Raw genomic sequence first — 20,269 nt, 5'->3', positions numbered from 1 at the left:
CCGAAAGGATTGCCATTATGAAGGTCGTCATCATCGGCGGTACCGGACTCATAGGCTCGAAGCTGGTCGCCAAGCTCAATGAGCACGGCCATGAGGCGGTGCCGGCCGCTCCCAACACCGGCGTCAACACGCTCACGGGCGAGGGGCTGGCCGAGGTTCTGACCGGAGCGTCGGTCGTGGTCGACGTGTCCAACTCCCCCTCGTTCGAGGACGACGCGGTCATGGAGTTCTTCCGTACGTCGACCGCCAACCTCCTCAAGGCGGAGGCGAACGCCGGGGTGACCCATCACGTGGCCCTCTCGGTGGTGGGCACCGAGCGGCTCCAGCAGAGCGGTTACTTCCGCGCCAAGCAGGCCCAGGAAGAGCTGATCCGGGCGTCGGGGATCCCGTACTCCATCGTCCATGCCACGCAGTTCTTCGAGTTCATGAAGGGCATCGCCGAGGCGGCGACCGACGGCGGCACCGTGCGCCTGGCCCCGGTCAGGATCCGCCCGGTCCACTCCGCCGACGTCGCCGCCACCGTGGGACGTACGGCCGTCGGCACGCCGGTCTCCGGTGTGGTGGAGGTGGCGGGCCCGGACACGTTCCAGCTGGACGAACTGATCCGCAAGGGCCTCGCCGCCAAGAACGACCCCCGTGAGGTCGTGACGGACGTGCACGCCCCCTACTTCGGCGCGGAGTTGCAGGAGGACACCCTGCTGCCCGGCCCGGACGCCCACATCGCGGAGACCCGCTTCACGGACTGGCTCGCGAAGCAGCAGTGATCGTCGGGTGACGGGCCTGCTGCGGCCCTCACCCGCGCCGGGGCCCGCCGTTCCGCACCGCGGAACGGCGGGCCCCTTCCATTTAGCGACAGGCGCTCAGAAAGCTCAGAAAGGCATCCACCATGTTCGTACGAAGCGGCCGGGCCGCGTCCCAGGGAACAAGTTCCCACGCGGAACTGACCGGCGCCTACACCATCGATCCGGTCCACAGCACGATCGGTTTCTCCGTCAGGCACGCGATGATCTCGAATGTCCGAGGGAGGTTCACCCGCTATGAAGGCCTCTTCAAAATCGACGGGTCAAGCCCTGCCAGGTCCGAGGCCTATGTGAGTGTGCAGACAGACAGTCTTGACACGGGAATCCAGGAACGCGACGCGCATCTGAAAGGACCCGAATTCATCGACTCGGCGACCTTCCCGCTGATGGCTTTCCGCAGTACCGGCATCGTCCCGCTCGGCGACGGCACCTTCCGGCTCGACGGCCGTCTGCGCATCAAGGACATCGAGCTCCCTCTCGCCCTCGACATCGCGTTCGGAGGGGCCGGCGAGGACGCCTTCGGCCAGTATCGGATCGGCTTCGAAGGCACGGCCGCACTCCGGCGCTCGGACTGGGGGCTGACCTGGAACACGGCGCTGGAGACCGGAGGCGTCCTCATCAGTGACAAGGTCACGCTGTCCCTGGACATCTCGGCGGTAAGGCTCGACGAGGCTCTGGCGGCGTGACGGATGCCGGGGAGGGCGGGTGATCCTTCGATCACCCGCCCTCCCCGGCATCCGTCACGCCGCCGTCCCATGGGTCAGTGCCGCTGCCTCCCACTGATCTCCTTGTACTCCTCGGGCGTGGGCTTCCGTATCTGCGTTCCCCGGCCGTACAGGCCCCGGCTCAGCATGGCCCGCAGCCGTCCCACGCCCTCGGCCCCGCCCTCGCCGTCATCCGCCCCGGTGAGCGCCAGGGGCTCGTACTGTTCGTGGGCGACGAGCGCGTGGAGCCGATCCTGGCCGAGCGGCTCGTGGACCTCTACGTACTCCCCGTGAGGCAGCCGCTTGATGACGCCTGTCTCCCGCCCGTGAAGCACTTCGTCGCGGTCGCGCCTCTGCAGGGCCAGCGCCCACCTTTTGACGACGACGAAGACGACGGCCGGTACGACGAACAGGCCGACACGCACCGCCCAGGTGACCGCGTTGACGGAGACGTGGAACCGCAGGGCGATCACATCGTTCGCGGCGCCGACGAGTGCCACCGTGTAGAGGCTGAGCCAGGCGGCACCCAGGGCGGTCCGCACCGGCCGGTTGCGCGGCCGGTCCAGGATGTGGTGCGGACGCCGGTCACCCGTGGCCCACGCCTCAAGGAACGGATACGCGCCCAGGGCGAGGAAGAGGACCACACCCATCGTGAGAGGGATGAGGTTGTCAAGGGCGAGCGTATGCCCCCAGGCGGAGACCTCCCAGCCCGGCATCACACGCAGCAGGCCGTCGGCCACGCCCATGTACCAGTCGGGCTGGGAACCGGCGGACACCTGATCGGCCCGGTAAGGGCCGTACCGCCACACCGGATTGATCTGGGCGACGGCCGCCATGACGAGAATGGTCCCGGAGACCAGGAAGAAGTAGCCGGCCGACTTCACCAAGCGCACCCCGAGCGGCCGCCCGACCACGTTGCCCTCCGTCCGTCCAGGGCCCGGGAACTGCGTATGCCGGTGCGCCAGGGACAGGACCGCGTGGACGACGATCAGCGCGAGCATGACGGCGGGGATGAGTAGCACGTGGAGCACGTGGAACCGGGCGATCAGGTCCTCGCCCGGATACGCCCCGCCGAAGAGGAACATGGACAGATAGGTGCCGACGATCGGAACCGACAGCAGCGTCCCGTTGACGACGGCGAGCCCGGTCCCCGACAGCAGGTCGTCCGGCAGGTCGTAGCCGGTCAGGCCGGCGAACATGCCGAGGACCAACAACAGGAAGCCGACCACCCAGTTGAGCTCGCGCGGTTTGCGGAACGCGCCGGTGAAGAAGACCCGCATCAGGTGCGCCAGGATGGCGGCCACGAAGACCAGCGCCGCCCAGTGGTGGGCCTGCCTGATGAGCAGTCCGCCCCTGACGTCGAAGGAGATGTTCATGGTGGAGTCGAACGCCTCGGACACCAGTTGGCCTCGCAGCGGCCCGTAGCTGCCGTCGTACACCACCTGCGCGGAGGAGGGATGGAAGTAGAAGGTGAGGTAGATGCCGGTGAGGACGAGGACGACGAAGCTGTACAGGCAGATCTCTCCCAGCATGAAGGACCAGTGGTCCGGGAACGCTTTGCGCAGTACAGCCCTGGTACGGCCCCGGGTGCCCAGGCGGGTATCGGCCCAGTGGGCCAGCCGCTCGCCTCTGCCTGCCTGACGCGTTTCGGTCGGCCGCTTGTCGTTGTCCATGTCCCTCACTCGTTCCAGCGCTGTGGGCAGCACGCGTCCTTGACCGGCGTCGCCCGGCTTTCCCGGTCCTGTCGACGGCGTCGCTCCCTCCATGACGACCAGTCGGCACGTCACCTTGTGACACCTGGTGTTTTCGGACGGGCTGGGAAACCGCCCGATCTCCGACGAAGAAAGCGACTACGCCGCGGACATCCCGCTGGATTCGGAGCTCCGTGCCTCACGTCGTCGCAGGGCACGGCGTTCCGCTTCCGTGGTGGCACCCCAGACGCCGTCCACGGGACCGGCCTTCAGGGCCCAGTCCAGACAGCGCCGCGTCACGGGGCACCGACGGCAGACGGCTTTCGCCTCGTCCGCCTGGAGGAGCGCCAGGCCTCTGTCGACGGTGCCGATCGGGAAGAAGAGGTCAGGGTCCCCGTACCGACAGAGCGCCCGCTCACGCCAGTCCATGGAGCACCTCCTGCGATACGAGCGGATACGGTGTCTGTCTCATGCCCCTGAGACCAAACGATCGACGGAGGTGTGACATCGGCCCCGAGGCCGCGAAGACAGTGGGACACGGTGCGTCGTCCCCCTCCGCCCCGCATCGGCCATCGCCCGACTGCGGCATGGAGTGCGCATCGTCCCTGCACACAGCCACGTCCACCATGCGTCGTCGCGGATTCGGACCCCCCGCGTGTTGTTATGCTCCCGGCGTGCGCGGGCTCGGGACGAACGACGACGGCCGCAGGCCACTGCGCGGCAGACTGCGCGAGCGTGGCGCGCTCGACGCGGTCGTCCGCGCCGTCGAGGCGGGCCGCAGCGCCGTCCTCGTCCTGCGCGGCGAGGCCGGGATAGGGAAGTCCGCTCTCCTGGACCACTTGGCGGCCCGCGCGGCCGGCCACCGAGTCGCCCGTGGGGCCGGCGCCGAATCGGAGATGGAGCTGCCGTACGCGGGGTTGCACCAGCTCTGCGCCCCCTTCCTCGAACACTCCAGCAACCTCCCCGCCCCGCAGAGAGAAGCACTCGCCACGGCCTTCGGGCTCAGTACGGGACCCCCTCCGGACCGGTTCCTGGTCGGTCTGGCCGTACTGGGACTTCTGACCGACGCGGCTGCCGAGAAGCCCTTGTTCTGCCTCGTGGACGATGCGCAATGGCTCGACAAGGTCTCCGCACAGACCATGTCGTTCGTGGCGCGGCGCATGCTCGCCGAACCTCTGGCGATGGTGTTCGCCACCCGGGAGCCCCTGGGACGGGACGAATTCGCCGACCTGCCCGAACTGACACTTGAAGGTCTCGCGAACGTCGACGCCCGCGCCCTGCTGGCTTCGGTGCCGGGCAACCCGGTGGACGAACAGATCCGCGAGCGGATCCTCGCCGAGGCACGCGGCAACCCGCTCGCTCTGCTGGAGCTGCCCCATGACCGTAGGGACCCGGAGCCCGCCGGCGCGCTTGACCTGCCCGACCCGGGACCGGTGACCGGCCGGATCGAGCGGAGCTATCTCGCCCGGGTCCGCGCGCTCCCCGCCGACACCCAGCGCCTCCTGCTGATCGCCGCCGCTGAACCGATCGGCGATGTCACACTGCTCCGTCGCGCGACGGAGCAGTGTGACATCGACCCCGGTGCGTTCGGCCCGGCGGTGGCCGCCGGGCTGCTCGACATCGGTGCGCTGGTGCGCTTCCGGCATCCGCTACTGCGTTCGGCGATCTACCGCTCGGCCTCACTGTCCGACGTACGGGAGACCCATCGCGTACTCGCGGAGGTGACCGACCGCGCCCTCGACCCGGACCGCCGGGCATGGCACCTGGCGCGGGCGACCGTACGCCCCGACGAGACCATCGCGGCCGACCTGGAGGCAGCGGCCGGACGAGCGATGTCGCGGGGCGGGGTCGCCGCGGCGGCTGCCTTCCTCGCGCACTCGGCGGTCCTGACTCCCCAGCCACGTCGCAAGGCCGCCCGGGCCCTCGCCGCCGCGGAGGCCAAGCTCCGTGCCGGTGCGCCCACCGCGGCTCGCGAGCTGCTGGCTCTGGCCGAGAACACCGCCGCGGACGAACGAGGTCGCGCCCAGGCGGCGCTCCTGCGCGCGCGCATCGCCTTCGCCTCCAGTCACGGCGCCCAGGCGCTGACCGCACTGCTCGCCGCCGCGCGGCGACTGGTCCCGCTGGATGTGGACCTGGCCCGGGAGACATTTCTCGACACCATCTCGGCCGCCATGTTCGCGGGACGACCCGCCTCCGGGACCGACGTCCGCGAAGTCGCGGCAGCCGCCCGGCAGACGAAACCCTCCGCGTCGGACCCGCCCCGTCACGTCGATCTGCTGCTGGACGCCCTTTCCACCCGTTCCACCGACGGGTACGGCGCCGCGGCCGACATCTCACGCGCCGCCGTACGGGCTCTCCGCCAGGAGACCAGGTCGGAGGAAGTGCTGCGCTGGTCGTGGTTGGCCTCCGTACTCGCGGCGGAGATGTGGGACGACCGGGCCTGGACCGAACTGTCGGCGCGGCACGTGCGGACCGCCCGTGCCGTCGGCGCACTGGCCGAGCTGCCGCTCGCGCTGAACTCCCGGGTCCTCGTGCACGTGAGCGCGGGCGAACTGGAGGCCGCCGCCATGCTCACCGCGGAGATCGCCGCGATCGAGGAGGCGGCCGACAGCAGCTTCACGGCGTACGGCACGCTGACCCTCTCCGCGTGGCAGGGCCGTGACCGTGGCGCCGCCGACCTGATCCGCGCCGGCATGGACGGCGCCGCGGGCCGCGAGGAGACGGGATTCGGCGTGGCCATCGCGCAGCGAGCGCTGGCCGTCCTCCACAACAGCCTGGGCATGTACGAGGAGGCTCTGGCCGCCGCTCTTGAGGCGAGCCGCGATCCACAGAACCTGATCGCGGCGAACTGGGCGCGGGTCGAGATCGTGGAAGCCGCGGCACGACTCGGCCGCCGCGAGGTCGCCGGGCCGGCACTCACCCTGCTGACGCGGGTCACGGACGCCGCCGGCACGGACTGGGCGCTCGGCGTACAGGCACGCTCGCGCGCCCTGCTCGCCGAGGGCGCCGAAGCCGAGGCTCTGTACCGCGAGGCTGTCGAGCGGCTCGAACGCACTCTGGTCCACTCGGAGCTCGCCCGTGCGCATCTCCTGTACGGGGAATGGCTGCGCCGCGAGAACCGGCGCGGTGACGCCCGTCATCACCTGCGTACCGCGCACGCGATGTTCGGCATGTTCGGCGCCGACGGGTTCACCGAACGCGCCGTCCGTGAGCTGCGGGCGGCGGGTGAGACCGTGGCCTCCCGCGCGGGTGCCGCCCCGACATCACTGACCGCTCAGGAGAAGCAGATCGCGCAGCTCGCCCGTGACGGGCTGACGAACTCAGAGATCGGTGCGCAGCTGTTCCTCAGCCCGCACACCGTGGAGTGGCACCTGCGGAAGGTGTACGCGAAGCTCGGCATCACCTCCCGGCGCCAGCTGCACACGTCACTCTGACTCCCGCGCGACGTGGCTGCCCACGGACCGGGTCCGCGCAGCCCCCGGGGATGGCCCCCGTAGCGGCCACGGTGCTCCCCCGCACCCCCGCGGGCGGCTCCGGACAGCTCACCCGGGGCACCGGGTGGGCGGCGGCGGGGCCACTGCGTGGTCGGTCCGTAGGCACTCGCACACCTACGGACCGACCACGTGCGACCCCCGACCCCCGGGTCTCCAGGACGCCGACCCCCGGGTTCCTCGCGTCCACCACGCGGTGCGTGGCCACGGGTTCACCACGTACTTGCCACGGACTCCCACAGGCGCGGTCACCCCTGTCCGGGCGGGAGGTTGGTTTCACAACCACCGGCCCACCCATCGCAGGAGCAGATCGTGGACACCAGCCTGATCGACGCAAGACGCCCGCCCACCGAGCACGGCACGCAGACGATCCCGGACATCGGAAACCTGCACGACGCCGCGACCATGTTCACGCAGGCCCGCCCTTCCCTGCTGCACATCGCCCACCGCATCGTCGGCAACCCGGCCGAGGCCGAGGACGTCGTCCAGGAGGTGTGGCTACGGCTGCAGCGCACCGACCGGGCGGTCGTGCACAACCCGTCCGCTCTGCTACGGACGATCACCGCTCGGCTGGCGATGAACGTGGTGCAGTCGGCCCGTCGGCGCCGGGAGTTCAGCGCCACCACCTGGCTTCCCGAATCGGCCGACCTCGACGCGACACCGGAGGCGGTCGCCGAGAGGCAGGACGCCGTCGAGGGGGCGGTGGGCCTGCTGCTGGCGACTCTGACGCCCAAGCAGCGCGCGGCTTACATACTGCGAGAGGGTTTCGGCTATTCGTACGACCGGATCGCCGCGCTTCTCCAGCTCAGCATCGTCAATTCACGGCAGCAGGTCGCACGCGCGCAGCAACGACTGGGCACCCGGCGTCAGCGCCAGGAGGTCGACGCCTTCACGCACCGCCGCCTCGTGCAGGCATTTCTCGGTGCCGCACGCACCGGCGACCTGACCCACCTGGAGCGCATCCTTCTCGCGGACGCCAACTGACGACGCTCTCTCACCGACGCACGTCGCGTTCATCGCGTAGCGGCGCGGAGGGCGGACGAGGCAGTACGGCGGCTTCGGTGCTGCACAACCCGTCGAACGCGAGAGCCAGGTAGCGGCGCCAGGCCTGCGGATCCTGCTCCAGCAGCGGGAGTGCCGTCTGGTGGATGCCGCCCAGCAGCAACACGATGTCGGTGCCGGTGACGTCGGTCCGGATGGTTCCTTGTTCCTTGGCCCGGACCGTGAGGACTTCCACGACACCGCAGAGCCGGTCGATGGCACCGCGGACCTCCGCGTGCTGCATCGAGGGCCGCCCGATGACCTCGCAGAAGGCGCGATCGGCGGCGAGCACCTCGACGCCGTTGGTCATGAAGGTCCGCAGAGCCGTCACGGGGTCGTCAGCGGTGCGGAGTCGCTCCGCGGCGCCGGTGAGCTGAGCGACCAGTTGCAAGGTGATCGCCGCGAGCAGGTCGTCCTTCGTCGGGAAGTGCCGGAACACGGTTCCTTTGGCCACCCCGGCCCGCTGGGCGATCTCACCCATGGAGACATCGACGCCGCCTTCCGCGAAGGCCTCGGTCGCGGCGGCGAGCAGCAGACGGCGGTTGCGGATCATGTCGGCTCTGGCGCCGGGCGCGATCGCTCTCTCGGTCATGGACACCTCCCGTGACCGGGAGCCTAGCACCGAAGATGACTCGCCGGTCATCTTCGGTGCTAGGCTCCTAACATGACCCGCCGGTCACTTTTATGACCGGCGCTCTTCTTCGCGCTGTGGCTCGCTGAGCCAGGCGGTACCGCACCCTGGAGGACTCATGAACACCCTCGACCAGCAGGTCGCCCTGGTCACCGGCGCTTCGTCGGGCATAGGCCGGGCGACGGCACTCGCTCTCTCCAGGGCGGGAGCCAAGGTCGCCGTCGCCGCCCGCAGGACGGACCGGCTCCAGGCTGTGGCACAGGAGGCACCCGGCGAGATACTGATCGTCGAGATGGACGTCACCGACCGTGAGTCCGTACAGAACGCAGTCGCCCGCACGGTCGAACAGTTCGGTGCGCTCGACATCGTGGTGAACAACGCGGGCCTCATGCTCAGCGGCTTCATCCTGGGCGCGGACACCACCGAGTGGACCCGCATGATCGACACCAACCTGCTGGGCTCGATGTACACGGTCCACGCCGCGCTGCCGCACCTGCTGGAGTCCAAGGGAGCCGTGGTGCAGATCTCCTCCACCTCGGGACGCACCGCGTCCGCCGCGAGCGGGGTGTACGCGGCCACCAAGTTCGGCATCAACGCGTTCTCCGAGGCACTGCGCCAGGAGGTCACCGAGCAGGGCGTACGCGTCGTCGTCATCGAGCCCGGCTTCGTCTCGACCGAGCTCACCAGCCACATCACCGACCCGGCCATACAGACCATGGCGAAGGAGATGGCCGCGTCCATGCGCACCCTGAACCCCGAGGACATCGCCGAGGCAGTGCTCTACGCGGTCACCCAGCCGGCTCATGTCGCCGTCAACGAGATCCTCGTACGACCCACCGACCAGTCACGCTGACGCCGCCCGCCGGCCCGGCCCGCCCGCCGGCCCGGCCCGCCCGCCGGGCCGGGCCGGCATCGAGAGCCACACGGTGCGAACCGAGCCCAGCGCGGGGTGCGGGGGTGGCGGGACGCGGTGGGCGGCTACGGGAGAGCTCCCTCACCGAGCCGTTCGAGGCTGATCTCCTTGCGGGAGGAGATGCCCAACTTCGCGAACACCTTTCGCAGATGCCACTCCACCGTGTGCGGGCTCAGAAGCAGACGAGCGCCGATCTCGGGGTTGGTGAGCCCAGCGTGGGCGAGCCGCGCGATCTCCGCCTCCTGAGCGGTCAGGACCTTGGGCACCGACGCGCTCTGACTGGCGACCTTCGCGCCCGCCGCCTCGAGTTCACGGCGCGCCCGTTCCGCGAAGGCCTCGGCTCCGGCAGCGGTGAACATCTCGTGTGCCTGGCTCAGTTGGGTACGGGCGTCCGCCGGCTGATCCCGGACACGCAGCCATTCGCCGTAGCGGAGCCGGGCACGGGCGCTGTCCATACGGACCTGCGTGGTGTCCAGCAGTTCGATGGCCGTTCGGTGCCGGCCGTCGGCGAGTCGGTCGTCGCTCATCAGGGCACGGACACTGGCGGCGACACCGAGGGCCCAGGGGGTTCCGCTCGACTGGGCCATCTCGGCGATCGTCCGCGCCTCGTGGACCACGTCCGCCCGGCGTCCGAGCCTGACGGCCGCCTCGACGAGTTCCACCCTCGACTGCAGGGAGAGCCCGAGTTCCTGGGGATTCTCACAGCCGCGGACGGCCGCCCCGTACGCCTCTTCGTAGCGGCCCAGTCCGTTGTAGAGAACCGCCGCGGCCCACTGCGTGGCCGTCAGAACCTTCCCCTCGCCCCGAAGAAGCCGGTCCTTGGTGACAGCCTCGATGGCTGCCCGGGTCGCGGACTCCCGTCCCCTGAACGGCTCCACGACCAGTGCCCCGTAGTGGGCGAAGAAGCTGCTGCCGGTCGCCTCTCCGATGGCCTGCGCCTCGGCCACCAGAGAGTCGGCGGCCTGAAGGTCACCGGCGAACACCCGGTTGGACAGGCGCAGAAGCAGGGCCGAGGACAGGACGGCGAGTGCACCCGCCTCCCGTGCGAGACCGACCAGGCGCTCGGACAGCACGGTCCACGCCTCGAAGTCCCAGACGTTGTGCGCCATGCGGCACACCAGTGGCAGCCAGCCCAGACCGGCTTCCCGGGAGAGCTCCTCGGTACGGAAGGCGGTCACGGCCTGGCGGAGCGCCGGCGCCCCCTGCGCGTAGCCCTCGGTGATCACCCGTGACAGGCCCAGCAGAAGACCGTCCTCCCGCGTGGTGGCGACCGCGTGACTCGGTGCGCTCAGTACGGCTTCCGCCACGTCACGGACCCCGCCGTTGGCCAGTCGGCCCGCGGTGAGCGCCGCGTAGATCGCGTCACGGTGGGTCTGGCGGGCAAGACCGGGATCGAAGGGCTGCAGGCGCTTGGCCGCCTCCAGCAGCAGCGGCAGGCCGGCGCCTGCGCTCCTCGACGCGGACATGATCTGCCCGCGCAGCAGGGTGGCCTGCGCGGCGCTGACTTCGTCGAGGCAGCTCAGCTCGGCCGTCTCGACCAGTTCGCGTGCTGTCTCGAAGGCTCCTGCCTGGAACTTGGCCCGCGCCGCGGCGAGAGCTCTGCCGCCGCGGCGCACGGGGTCGGACGTCAGTTCCGTGGAGCGCTCCAGGAACGCCGCCGCGGCCGCGATGCCACCACGCGCCCGTGCCCGAGCCGCCGAACGCTCCAGTTCGGCGGCCACGTCCTCATCCGGGCCCGCCACCGCACCTGCCAGATGCCATGCGCGGCGGTCCGGATCCACCTCCGCGTCGATCACGTCCGCGAGGGCCTGGTGCACGCGCCGTCGGTCCGCCGCATCGACCGCGCGATACGCGGCGGAACGGACCAGTGGATGCCGAAAGCGCGCCCAGGTGCCGAACGTGATCAGTCCAGCGGCTTCGGCGTTCATGACGGCGTCGTCCACCGAGATGTCCAGTCGTTCGCCCGCCCGCCGGATCAAGGTCACATCGCCCACGGGCTCGACAGCGGCGAGGACGAGCAACTGCCGGGTCTCCTCGGGAAGTGAGGCGATACGACGGACGAAGCCGCTCTCGATCTGGCTGGACAGCGGCCGGACGTCGGGCTCCGCGAACCCTCCGGCCAGTTCGGCATCGGTCAGTCCGCGCGGGAGTTCCAGAAGGGCCAGCGGATTGCCCCGCGTCTCGGCGACGATGCGGTCCCGGACTCCCTGGTCGATCGGACCGGTGACCACAGAGCCGAGCAGCCGGCGGGACTCGCGTTCCGTCAGACCTCTCAGCACCAGCTCGGGCAGACCCGGGAGGACCTCGCGGGCACTGGGCTCCCGCACGGCCAGAACGAGCAGGATCGACTCCGCGGCCAGTCGACGCGCCACGAACTGCAGTGTCTGAGCAGAGACACTGTCCAGCCACTGTGCGTCGTCGACGATGCACAACAGTGGTTGGTCGCCCACATGACCGGCGAGCAGACTCAGAGCGGACAGGCCGACCAGGAACCGGTCGGGGACGTCGCCGAGCTGGAGCCCGAACGCCGTGCGCAGTGCGTTGCGCTGTGGCTCCGGCAGAGCGTCCACGTGCTCCAGCAACGGCGCGCACAGCTGGTGCAGGCCGGCATAGGAGAGTTCGATCTCCGACTGCACACCGGCGGCCCGGACCACCCGGCATCCGTCGGCCCGTTCCAACAGGTATCTCAGGAGTTCGCTCTTGCCGATGCCCGCCTCGCCCCGCAGGACCAGGACCTCGCTCCGCCCGGTTCTTACGGCGGCCAGGAGGCCGTCCAGCACCTGGCGCTCGTACCGCCGCCCGATGAGTTCGGTCCTCGCTCCGTCCCGCACCATGACAGCCTCCCGGCTGCCACGATACTGGGCGCGCCCACCCCCGGTGTCCGAAAACCACCGTCGCACGCTTCAGCGACACCCACGCCAGGTCGGGCCCACCAGGCGGCCTTCTCACCGGCCGGGCCGATGGTCAGGCCACCGCGCCCACCACCAGGGCCGCGCACACGAACAGAACCACGCTTATCAGTGTCATCGCCACCAGTGTTCCGCGCAGCCACCGCCCGAACCGGACGCGGTGCACCTTCTCCACCGCGCTGATGCTGTCGGCAATATGATCGGTGACCATACGCGCCACGTACCGCTGCTCATCGAGGTACCACCGCTCCAGGGCACGCTTCTGGCCAGGGCTGAACTCCGTGGCCCGCGCCGTGAATTCGGCCAGGCGCCGACGTGCCGCGCTGAGGTGGGCCTCCCGGTACAGGTACGCCTCTATGTCGATCAGGCCGCGGGCCGTCGACTGCTTGTCCGTATCCATCGTGTCTCCGAAGTTGACGTTTCGGCAGGGTCCCCCTGACGCGCTCACCGTCCGCAGGCCCGGACACCGGTCCAGGGGTGGCGCGGCGTCGGGCACCGGGACCGGCCGGCCGATCTCCCGCGTGATCGGCCGACCGGTACACGGTTGTCCCCGGCCGCGGCATCTCAGCGGGCGGCCTGCGCCGCCTCGTTGATCAGACGAGCGACATCACCGGGGCGCGAGACACTGACGGCGTGCGAGGCGGAGACGCTCACCGCGGTGGCGTTCGCCCGCTCGGCCATGAAGGTCTGCGCCTGCGCCGGGATGTTCTTGTCCTCCAGTGCCACCAGGACCCACGAGGGAATGTCCCTCCAGGCCGGTGCTGAGGCACCCTCGCCCAGCGCGGCATCGGTCACGGGACGCTGGGTGGCCGCCATGACGGCCGTGGTCTCCTCGGCGACATCGGCGGCGAACTGCTGGTGGAACTTCACCTTGTCGATGTACAGGTCGGCGACCCGTCCGCCGTCGGGGAGCGTGACGGGCACCGGCCGAAGGGCCTCGCCGAGGGTGCTGCCCGGGAACTTGCCCGACAGCGTGACGGCGCTCTCGCCCTCGTCCGGCAGGAAGGCCGCGACGAACACGAGCGCCTTGACGTTGCCGAGTCCCTTTGCGGCGTTGCTGATGACGGAGCCGCCGTAGGAGTGCCCGACGAGTACCACCGGACCCTCGATGGAGGTGACGAGCTGTCGGACGTACTCGGCGTCCCCGCTGAGTGTCCGCAGCGGATTGCTCGCGGCCACCACCGGGTATTCGTGCGCCTGAAGTTTTTCCACGACTCCGTTCCAGCTGGAGGAATCCGCGAACGCGCCGTGGACGAGGACGACAGTGGGCTTCTTTTCACTCATGGAATCGGCCTTTCGACATGCCGGAGAATCAGCTCGCATTCGAGCTTTGGAAAGATGACTTCCTCGCACTGGGAACCCGTCGCCGCAAAGTCCGAGAATCTGCCCGGTCTCTGCGCGTGCTCCGCGGAGGGGGAGGCGGAGACGGAGGCGGAGCCCGTCAGTCGGTGCCCAGCGCCTTGCGCAGGACATGGACGGCCTGTTCGACGGCCGCGCTCGATGCCTGCGTTCCGCGGACGGGGTTCAGCATCATGAAGTCGTGCAGGCTCGCGTTGTAGCGGATGCTGGTGGTGGCCACACCCGCCTGGATCAGCTTGCGGGCATAGGCCTCACCCTCGTCGCGCAGCACGTCGTTCTCGTCGACGATGAGCAGCGCCGGCGGCAGACCCTGGAGGTCTTCGAGCGTGGCCTGCAGCGGGGACGCGGTGATCTGCGCGCGCTCGGCGGGGTCGCTCGTGTACGCGTCCCAGAACCACTCCATCGCCTTCGCCGTCAGGTGGGGACCGTGCGCGAAGGTCCGGTAGCTCTCGGTGTCCTGGGCGGCGTCGGTCACGGGGTAGTACAGCGACTGGTGCAGGAAGTTCACGTCACCACGCTGCTTGGCCATGTGGGTCAGGGCCGCGGTCATGTTGCCGCCGACCGAGTCCCCGGCGACGACGAGGCGAGAGCCGTCCAGGCCCTCCACGGCACCCGCGGTGGTGATCCACTGGGCGGTGGCGTAGGCCTGCTCGATGGCGACGGGGTACTTGGCCTCAGGGGAGCGGTCGTACTCCACGAAGACCACGGCAGCCCTGGCACCGACGGACAACTCGCGGACCAGACGGTCGTGCGTACCCGCGTTGCCGAGGATCCAGCCGCCGCCGTGGATGTAGAGGATCACCGGCAGGACTCCGGTGGCACCGGCCGGCTTCACGATGCGCACCCGCACGTCACCGACGCCGACCGGAAGGGTGATCCACTTCTCGTCCACGTCCGGCTTCTCGACGGGCTGCGCCTGCACGTCGTCGAGGAGCTTTCGCGCTCCCTCGACTCCGAGTTCGTACAGCAACGGCGGCTTGGCGGTCGCGTCGGCGAAATCCTGGGCGGCGGGTTCCAGAACAATGTCGCTCACGGCGTGCTCCTTCGGCAGAGGCGGAACTGGGGTGTTCACCTCATGAGACCGGGCCGGGAGCCGGTATGTGACACGACGTCCTGAAAAGACGTCCGCGCCGTCCTTCCGAGTCAGTTGTTCGAGTTCACACCGCGTCTCAGTGACTCGGCAGCAATTCGCCGTCGACATAAAGATCCACGTGTTCGTTGTAGAACGCGGTCATTCCCGCGATCCGGTTGGCGTGAATCGTGGGGAAGTCGTACGTCCAGGCGATGTCGGAATGCGGTCCGGTGGCTCCGTCGAACGACCAGTAGCTGCTTGTCGTGCCTTTGTAGGGACATCGGCTCACGGTGTCCGAGTGCCGCAGCCGGGTCCAGTCGATGTGGGTGCGGTCGAGGTAGTAGCGGGTGGGCAGACCGGTCTCGAACAGCTTCACGCAGTCGGGAGCCTCCGCGAGCACCTCGCCGTCCACCTCCACCCGCACGCCGCTGGAGGAACGCAGGGCGTCCACACGGGAGTACGGGCTTCTGGGATGGACGAAGACCGGCTCGTCCTCCTCGAACCAGGCGTCCAGCGCGTCCCATTCGAAGCGCACGGTGTCGTGCAGCGGTCCCGGAGCGCCTTCACCCCACACCCATGCCGTCCCCGCACGCACCTCGTCGCCGACCTGAAGAGTGTGACGGTGTGCGGGTCCCGCGCCGAGCTGCTCCGTGTGCTTGTCGTCGTGCAGCACACCGTCGACCAGGTCCGCGACGGGGATGCTGAACTGCGGGTAGGCCTGCCATTCCCAGACGTACAGGGCGCGGCGGGTGTCGAACGCGACACGGCCGCCGATCAGGCCCCGGACGCGGCGCGGTACGGGCTCGACGTGTCCGACCGGCACGATCAGGCTGGGATGCAGAACGCTCTCGACTGCCATGGTGGTCACCTTGGTTCGTTCGCTGATTTGTTTGCTTGCCAGGTTCGTCGCGACGAAATCGCGGCTTCTAGGACCGACCTGCGTGTCCACACTTTCGATGGTATCCGCTGAGAACAGTGTGGATTCGGTGTCACAGTCGCCCGGATCTCCCTGAGTGGGCGTTGCCCCGTTCACCGTGTGAGCAGCTTCCATCATGGACCCACATGTGCACCACCCGGGTCGGCATGTCCGGCCTGTCACAGACCGCGGCACGGACCGGTCATGTCGGGCACAGCCACCTCGCCGCCGTGGTCCACCCCGGGGGCGGGACCGGCCCGGAACCCGAAGGAACCGACATGACGAACCGTTCCGATCCCGCCGAGCTGCGGCAGGTGAGAACCGATGTGCTGGACATCGGCTACCACGAGACCGGCCCCGCCGACGGTGACACCGTGCTGCTCCTGCACGGCTTCCCCTACGACATCCACGCGTACGACGCCGTGGCCCCGCTCCTGGCCGAGCAGGGGTTCCGTGTCGTCGTTCCCTACCTGCGCGGACACGGACCCACCACCTTCCTGTCCGCGTCGCACCCGCGCTCGGGGCAGCAGGCCGCTCTCGGGGCGGACGTCATCGCGCTCCTGGACGCACTCGGTGTCGAGCGGGCCTACGTCGCCGGATACGACTGGGGCGGCCGCGCCGCCAACGTCGCCGCGGCCCTGTGGTCCGAACGAATCCTCGGGCTGGTCTCGGTCAACAGCTATCTCATCCAGGACATCGGCGCGGCGGCGAAGCCCGTGGCAGCCGAACTGGAAGCGGGCTTCTGGTACTTCTACTACTTCCTCACCGAACGGGGGCGGGCCGGTCTCGCCGCCGACCCCCAAGGCATCGCCCGGGTCATCTGGAGACGGAACTCCCCCGAGTGGCCCTTCACCCGGGACGACCTGGCCCGCACCGCGGGGGCCTTCACCAACCCCGACTACACCGATGTCGTCATCCACTCCTACCGCCACCGGCTGGGCTTCGCGCCGGGCGCCGAGCCCTACGCGGAGCTGGAAGCCCGCCTGGCCGAGCTGCCCGGCATAGCGGTCCCGGCGATCACCCTGGACGGCACGGCCGACGGGAACTTCCCAGCGACGGACGCTGCGTCGAGCGCCCACCACTTCACCGGCCCCCGACTGCACCGGCACGTCGCCGGTGCCGGCCACAACCTTCCGCAGGAACGCCCGCACGCCTTCGCCGAGGCCGTACGCGACGTGCGAGCACTCCGGCGGGAACACGCGCCGCTCGACACCGGCTGACACCAGGACCCCACATGCACCCCACCCCCTCGTACGACACCTCACCGGCCCTGCGCCTTGCCGACGCCCGCGGCAGGTGGACCCTGCTGGTCACCGTCATGGGTTCCAGCGTGGTACTGCTCGGCTCGACCGTCACCAACGTGGCCCTGCCCCGGATCGGCGACGACTTCGACGCCGACCTCGCGGTGCTCCAGTGGACCGTGAACGCCTACATGCTCACCCTGGCGGGGCTGATCCTCCTGGGCGGAGCGCTGGGCGACCGATTCGGCAGACGCCGTGTCTTCGTTCTGGGCGTCCTGTGGTTCGCGGCGGCCTCACTGCTGTGCGGGATCGCGCCCGACCCCCACACGCTGATCGCTGCCCGAGCGCTGCAAGGAGTCGGGGGTGCACTGCTCACCCCGGGATCACTGGCGATCATCGAAGCCTCGTTCCATCCGGACGACCGGCCCCGCGCGATCGGCCTGTGGTCGGGTTTCGGAGGCATCGGCGCGGGGCTCGGGCCCTTCGTGGGCGGCTGGCTGGTCGACGGCCCGGGCTGGCGCTGGACCTTCTTCCTGACGATCGCGCCCGCTCTGCTGTGCGTACCTCTGGCTCTGCGCCACGTGCCGGAGTCGGTGGGCGCATCCCGACCTGAGACCGCTCGACTCGGCGAGGAGAGACGCCGGCTGCCGGGATTCGACGTCACCGGGGCCGCTCTGGGCGCTCTGTCGCTCGCCCTGGCCACGTACGCGCTGACCGAGGCCCGTGCCGGCGTGCCGGTGGTCCTCGGCGCGGCCGTCGGCAGTGTCCTGGCGTGCTGGGCGTTCCTGGTCGTCGAGCGGCGCGGCGTCGATCCGATGGTGCCGTTGTCGATCTTCTCGTCCCGGCAGTTCAGCGCCGTCAACGTGATCACCCTGTGCGTCTACGCCGGAACCGGGGGATTCTTCTTCCTCACCGCGCTGGAACTGCAGATCGTCGTCGGGTACTCGGCACTCGCGGCAGGGGCGGCCATGTTGCCGAACACGGTGCTGATGCTGCTGTTCTCCTCCCGCTCGGCCACGCTGGTCGAGCGGCTCGGGCCACGCACACCGCTCACGCTGGGCCCGTTGGTGTGCGGCGCGGGCATGATGATGATGCTTCGCGTCGGCCCCGCCGCCTCCTACTTCCGCGACGTACTGCCCGCCCTGGTGGTGATGGGCTGCGGCATGGTCGTCATGGTCGCTCCGCTGACCGTGACCCTGCTTTCCTCGGTGGACGCCGAGCACGCCGGGCTGGCCAGCGGTGTCAACAACGCGGCCGCGCGGGTCGCCGGGCTGGTGGCCGTCGCCGGACTGCCCCTGCTGGTCGGTATGGGTCCGGACGCCTACCGTTCGGCCGCGGCCTTCGACGTGTCGTTCGGCCGGGCCATGCCACTGTGTGCCGGGCTGCTGGTCGCCGGTGCCCTGGTGGCTTTCACACTGTTGCCGCGGACCACGGTGGCCACCCACCGCTCGTACGGCCGGGCGCACGGCTGGCTGATGGAGCCGCCGTTGCTGTCCCGTTACGCCCATCACCGCACCGCCGACTGACCCGTCCGGTGTCTCGGCCGGTGTCACACCGACGCGCGCCCACCGGTCTTCTGAAGGTGGAGGGGCCGCCACTTCGGCCCCTCCACCGCCCAGCGCAAGCCGCATTGAAAGGAACACAGCCATGTCCTATCCCTATCCCGAGCAGAAGTACTGGGGCGAGAAGGGTGAGGCCAGCGCCGTCTACCGGCCCGCGGCCACACCGCCGGCCTTCGGCGTCAGCGGCTCAGGGCAGAGCGCCACCCACTATCTGGCGACCACCGGGACGACCCGGGGAGAGTTCGGGCTGTACCGGATGGAGATGGAGCCGAAGGCGGGCGGTCCCAAGATCCACTTCCACAAGCGGATCTCGGAGTCGTTCTACATCCTGGACGGAACGGTCCGGGTGTTCGACGGCGTGCAGTGGGTCGACGCACGCAAGGGAGACTTCCTGCATGTGCCGCAGGGCGGCCTGCACGCCTTCCGCAACGACTCCGACGCCCCGGCCGACATGCTCCTGCTGTTCACCCCCGGTGCGCCCCGCGAGGAGTACTTCGAGCAGGTGTCCCAGCTCGCGCACGCCTCGGAGGAGGAGCGGGCCGCGTTCTTCGACAGGCATGACTCCTACTTCGTGGAGTAGACACACCGGCTGTCCGGCGACGTCGCATCGTCGCCACATACGACAGGACCGCTGCCTCCGAGGAGGCAGCGGTCCTGTCGTATGGTCATTCCCCTTGAACCTTCCTCAGCAGACGCCCGGCGGGGTACCGCCGCCTCCACCGAGAGGCCGCCAGGAGGAGATCACGTCGTTCATGCTTGAGCCGCCCACGTAGACACCCCCGAGGTGGTTGACGTTCGTGTAGCCCGGGATCGCCACGGCGCGGCCGGTGAAGTTGTTGTGTTCGTAGAAGCAGATCGTCACGGAGGTGGGGTTCTGGATGGACGAGATGCTGTCCTGCATCTCGGGACGGACCTGCTTGAGAGCGTCCGACACCGTGGTCGGGACGCCGGGTGCGCAGTTCTGTCCGTACGCGTCCCGGCAGACGGTGATCCGGTCGGCCAGTGTTCCCGCGTCGCCGGTGGAGGCGGACGCGGTGCCGGTGAAGGCGCCTATGGCACCGACCGTCAGTGCGAGACACGCGGTGACGCTGGCCAGAGGGTTCTTGGGAATACCCATGGGTGCTCTCCCGTGTTCGGCTCGGCCGGCTCCACGTCCGGCTGTCGAGCGTTCGTTGTGAAAAGTGTCGATGCGGCCGACATCCGGGCCTCCGGCACGGTCAGACAGTGGGCCTCGGCGCACGCAGGTGGGCGCGCTGCTTCAGCTCCTCGTCGTCGACCAGTTCGAGCATGGGCTTGCCGGGAGCGCACATCATGGTGACCACGAACTCGGTCCTGGCATCGCTCAGGGCGTTGCCGTCCTGGTAGTGGATGGCGTCGCCGCCCGGCTCCCAGAACGTTCCGCCGGCTTCGACGACGCGCTCCGGCTCACCTTCCAGTTCGAAACGGACGGCGCCCTCGATGACGTAGCCGAAGGCCGGGCCGGAGTGCCGGTGCGGCGGCGTTCCGGGGTCGCCGGGCTCCCAGGCGACGTGGATGGTCATCGCCGAAGCACCTTCGGGAACGGTGATCGGCGCGGCGTCCTGGAGCATCGTGGCGGCCCGTGTCCAACTCGGTCCGTCCTCGGTGCCGCCCCCGTGGCCGTGGCCGGCGTGTCCATGAGCGTGTGCACCCTGTGTGTTGTCCGACACTGAGTCGATCCTTCCGTGAGTCCTGTCGGTGCCGTGGGGGCAACTCCCCCGCCGGGCACGTCTTCGCAAGGTCCGGTCGTGAGCGACCGATACGCCTTCCTGACCGGGTGGTTGGCGTATCTGTGACAACTGGTCACACTGCGAGCGCACGGTGGTCGGCGACAGGCACGTTGTCACAGCAAGTCGGTTCGTCCTGTCTAGGTGGCGTGAGCACGGTGCGGACGGCCGTGCGGTGTCACGAACGGCCGACA

18 protein-coding genes are annotated in these 20,269 nt (G+C 69.5%); 8 read left to right on the top strand and 10 right to left on the bottom strand.

Annotated elements, in window-relative coordinates:
- The first annotated feature begins 17 nt into the window (after positions 1–17).
- Together ACIP79_RS28075 and ACIP79_RS28070 are read left to right on the top strand one after the other, a co-directional pair.
- A complete protein-coding gene (locus ACIP79_RS28075; protein WP_401227564.1) occupies positions 18–764 on the top strand; it encodes an SDR family oxidoreductase in 747 nt (248 codons plus the stop codon).
- A gap of 122 nt (positions 765–886) precedes the next feature.
- On the top strand, positions 887–1,486 hold the full coding sequence (locus ACIP79_RS28070) for a YceI family protein (RefSeq protein WP_401227563.1): 600 nt from the start codon (positions 887–889) through the stop codon (positions 1,484–1,486).
- 74 nt (positions 1,487–1,560) lie between these two features.
- Here ACIP79_RS28070 and ACIP79_RS28065 read toward each other — a convergent pair whose 3' ends face one another.
- A complete protein-coding gene (locus tag ACIP79_RS28065) occupies positions 1,561–3,177 on the bottom strand; it encodes a cytochrome bc complex cytochrome b subunit (RefSeq protein WP_401227562.1) in 1,617 nt (538 codons plus the stop codon).
- 177 nt (positions 3,178–3,354) lie between these two features.
- The gene (locus ACIP79_RS28060; protein ID WP_401227560.1) at positions 3,355–3,624 is read right to left on the bottom strand and encodes a WhiB family transcriptional regulator; all 270 of its coding nucleotides are present in this window, start codon (positions 3,622–3,624) and stop codon (positions 3,355–3,357) included.
- A 245-nt stretch (positions 3,625–3,869) separates the two neighbouring features.
- On the opposite strand from ACIP79_RS28060, the gene ACIP79_RS28055 reads away from it, so the two are divergent.
- Both ACIP79_RS28055 and ACIP79_RS28050 read left to right on the top strand, forming a co-directional pair.
- Entirely contained in the window at positions 3,870–6,629 is a 2,760-nt protein-coding gene (locus ACIP79_RS28055) for an AAA family ATPase (RefSeq protein WP_401227559.1), read from the top strand.
- Between the two features lie 369 nt (positions 6,630–6,998).
- Positions 6,999–7,670: a sigma-70 family RNA polymerase sigma factor gene (locus ACIP79_RS28050; RefSeq protein WP_401227557.1), complete on the top strand. Its 672-nt coding sequence runs from the start codon at positions 6,999–7,001 to the stop codon at positions 7,668–7,670.
- Between the two features lie 10 nt (positions 7,671–7,680).
- On the opposite strand, the gene ACIP79_RS28045 is transcribed toward ACIP79_RS28050, so the two are convergent.
- Positions 7,681–8,319, bottom strand: a complete 639-nt coding sequence (locus ACIP79_RS28045; RefSeq protein ID WP_401227556.1) for a TetR/AcrR family transcriptional regulator — start codon at positions 8,317–8,319, stop codon at positions 7,681–7,683.
- Between the two features lie 157 nt (positions 8,320–8,476).
- Between ACIP79_RS28045 and ACIP79_RS28040 the strand changes: the two genes are divergently transcribed.
- Positions 8,477–9,211: an SDR family NAD(P)-dependent oxidoreductase gene (locus ACIP79_RS28040; protein WP_401227554.1), complete on the top strand. Its 735-nt coding sequence runs from the start codon at positions 8,477–8,479 to the stop codon at positions 9,209–9,211.
- A gap of 125 nt (positions 9,212–9,336) precedes the next feature.
- On the opposite strand, the gene ACIP79_RS28035 is transcribed toward ACIP79_RS28040, so the two are convergent.
- From ACIP79_RS28035 to ACIP79_RS28015, 5 genes are all read right to left on the bottom strand, one after another.
- Positions 9,337–12,105, bottom strand: a complete 2,769-nt coding sequence (locus ACIP79_RS28035) for an AAA family ATPase (protein WP_401227552.1) — start codon at positions 12,103–12,105, stop codon at positions 9,337–9,339.
- Positions 12,106–12,235: 130 nt separating this feature from the next.
- Positions 12,236–12,580, bottom strand: a complete 345-nt coding sequence (locus tag ACIP79_RS28030) for a hypothetical protein (RefSeq protein WP_401227551.1) — start codon at positions 12,578–12,580, stop codon at positions 12,236–12,238.
- Between the two features lie 164 nt (positions 12,581–12,744).
- On the bottom strand, positions 12,745–13,464 hold the full coding sequence (locus ACIP79_RS28025; RefSeq protein WP_401227549.1) for an alpha/beta fold hydrolase: 720 nt from the start codon (positions 13,462–13,464) through the stop codon (positions 12,745–12,747).
- Positions 13,465–13,621: 157 nt separating this feature from the next.
- Positions 13,622–14,572 (bottom strand): alpha/beta hydrolase, encoded by a 951-nt coding sequence (locus tag ACIP79_RS28020; RefSeq protein WP_401227547.1) that lies wholly within the window; start codon positions 14,570–14,572, stop codon positions 13,622–13,624.
- A 136-nt stretch (positions 14,573–14,708) separates the two neighbouring features.
- Positions 14,709–15,470, bottom strand: a complete 762-nt coding sequence (locus tag ACIP79_RS28015) for a DUF427 domain-containing protein (protein ID WP_401227545.1) — start codon at positions 15,468–15,470, stop codon at positions 14,709–14,711.
- Between the two features lie 335 nt (positions 15,471–15,805).
- Here ACIP79_RS28015 and ACIP79_RS28010 point away from each other — a divergent pair, with 335 nt between their 5' ends.
- The 3 genes from ACIP79_RS28010 to ACIP79_RS28000 all read left to right on the top strand — a co-directional run bounded on the left by ACIP79_RS28010 (position 15,806) and on the right by ACIP79_RS28000 (position 18,910).
- A complete protein-coding gene (locus ACIP79_RS28010) occupies positions 15,806–16,747 on the top strand; it encodes an alpha/beta fold hydrolase (RefSeq protein WP_401227543.1) in 942 nt (313 codons plus the stop codon).
- Positions 16,748–16,761: 14 nt separating this feature from the next.
- Positions 16,762–18,294, top strand: coding sequence for an MFS transporter (locus tag ACIP79_RS28005; RefSeq protein WP_401227541.1), 1,533 nt, complete (start codon positions 16,762–16,764; stop codon positions 18,292–18,294).
- 121 nt (positions 18,295–18,415) lie between these two features.
- Positions 18,416–18,910: a cupin domain-containing protein gene (locus ACIP79_RS28000; protein WP_401227539.1), complete on the top strand. Its 495-nt coding sequence runs from the start codon at positions 18,416–18,418 to the stop codon at positions 18,908–18,910.
- Positions 18,911–19,015: 105 nt separating this feature from the next.
- Here the strand turns inward: ACIP79_RS28000 and ACIP79_RS27995 are convergent, their stop codons facing one another.
- Together ACIP79_RS27995 and ACIP79_RS27990 are read right to left on the bottom strand one after the other, a co-directional pair.
- Positions 19,016–19,447, bottom strand: coding sequence for a peptidase inhibitor family I36 protein (locus ACIP79_RS27995; RefSeq protein WP_401227537.1), 432 nt, complete (start codon positions 19,445–19,447; stop codon positions 19,016–19,018).
- A gap of 100 nt (positions 19,448–19,547) precedes the next feature.
- Positions 19,548–20,018 (bottom strand): cupin domain-containing protein, encoded by a 471-nt coding sequence (locus ACIP79_RS27990; RefSeq protein ID WP_401227535.1) that lies wholly within the window; start codon positions 20,016–20,018, stop codon positions 19,548–19,550.
- Positions 20,019–20,269: the final 251 nt, after the last annotated feature.

It is taken from the genome of Streptomyces sp. NPDC088747 (assembly GCF_044751025.1).
Lineage (GTDB): Bacteria > Actinomycetota > Actinomycetes > Streptomycetales > Streptomycetaceae > Streptomyces.
This window is presented reverse-complemented; position numbering and strand designations above follow the sequence as displayed.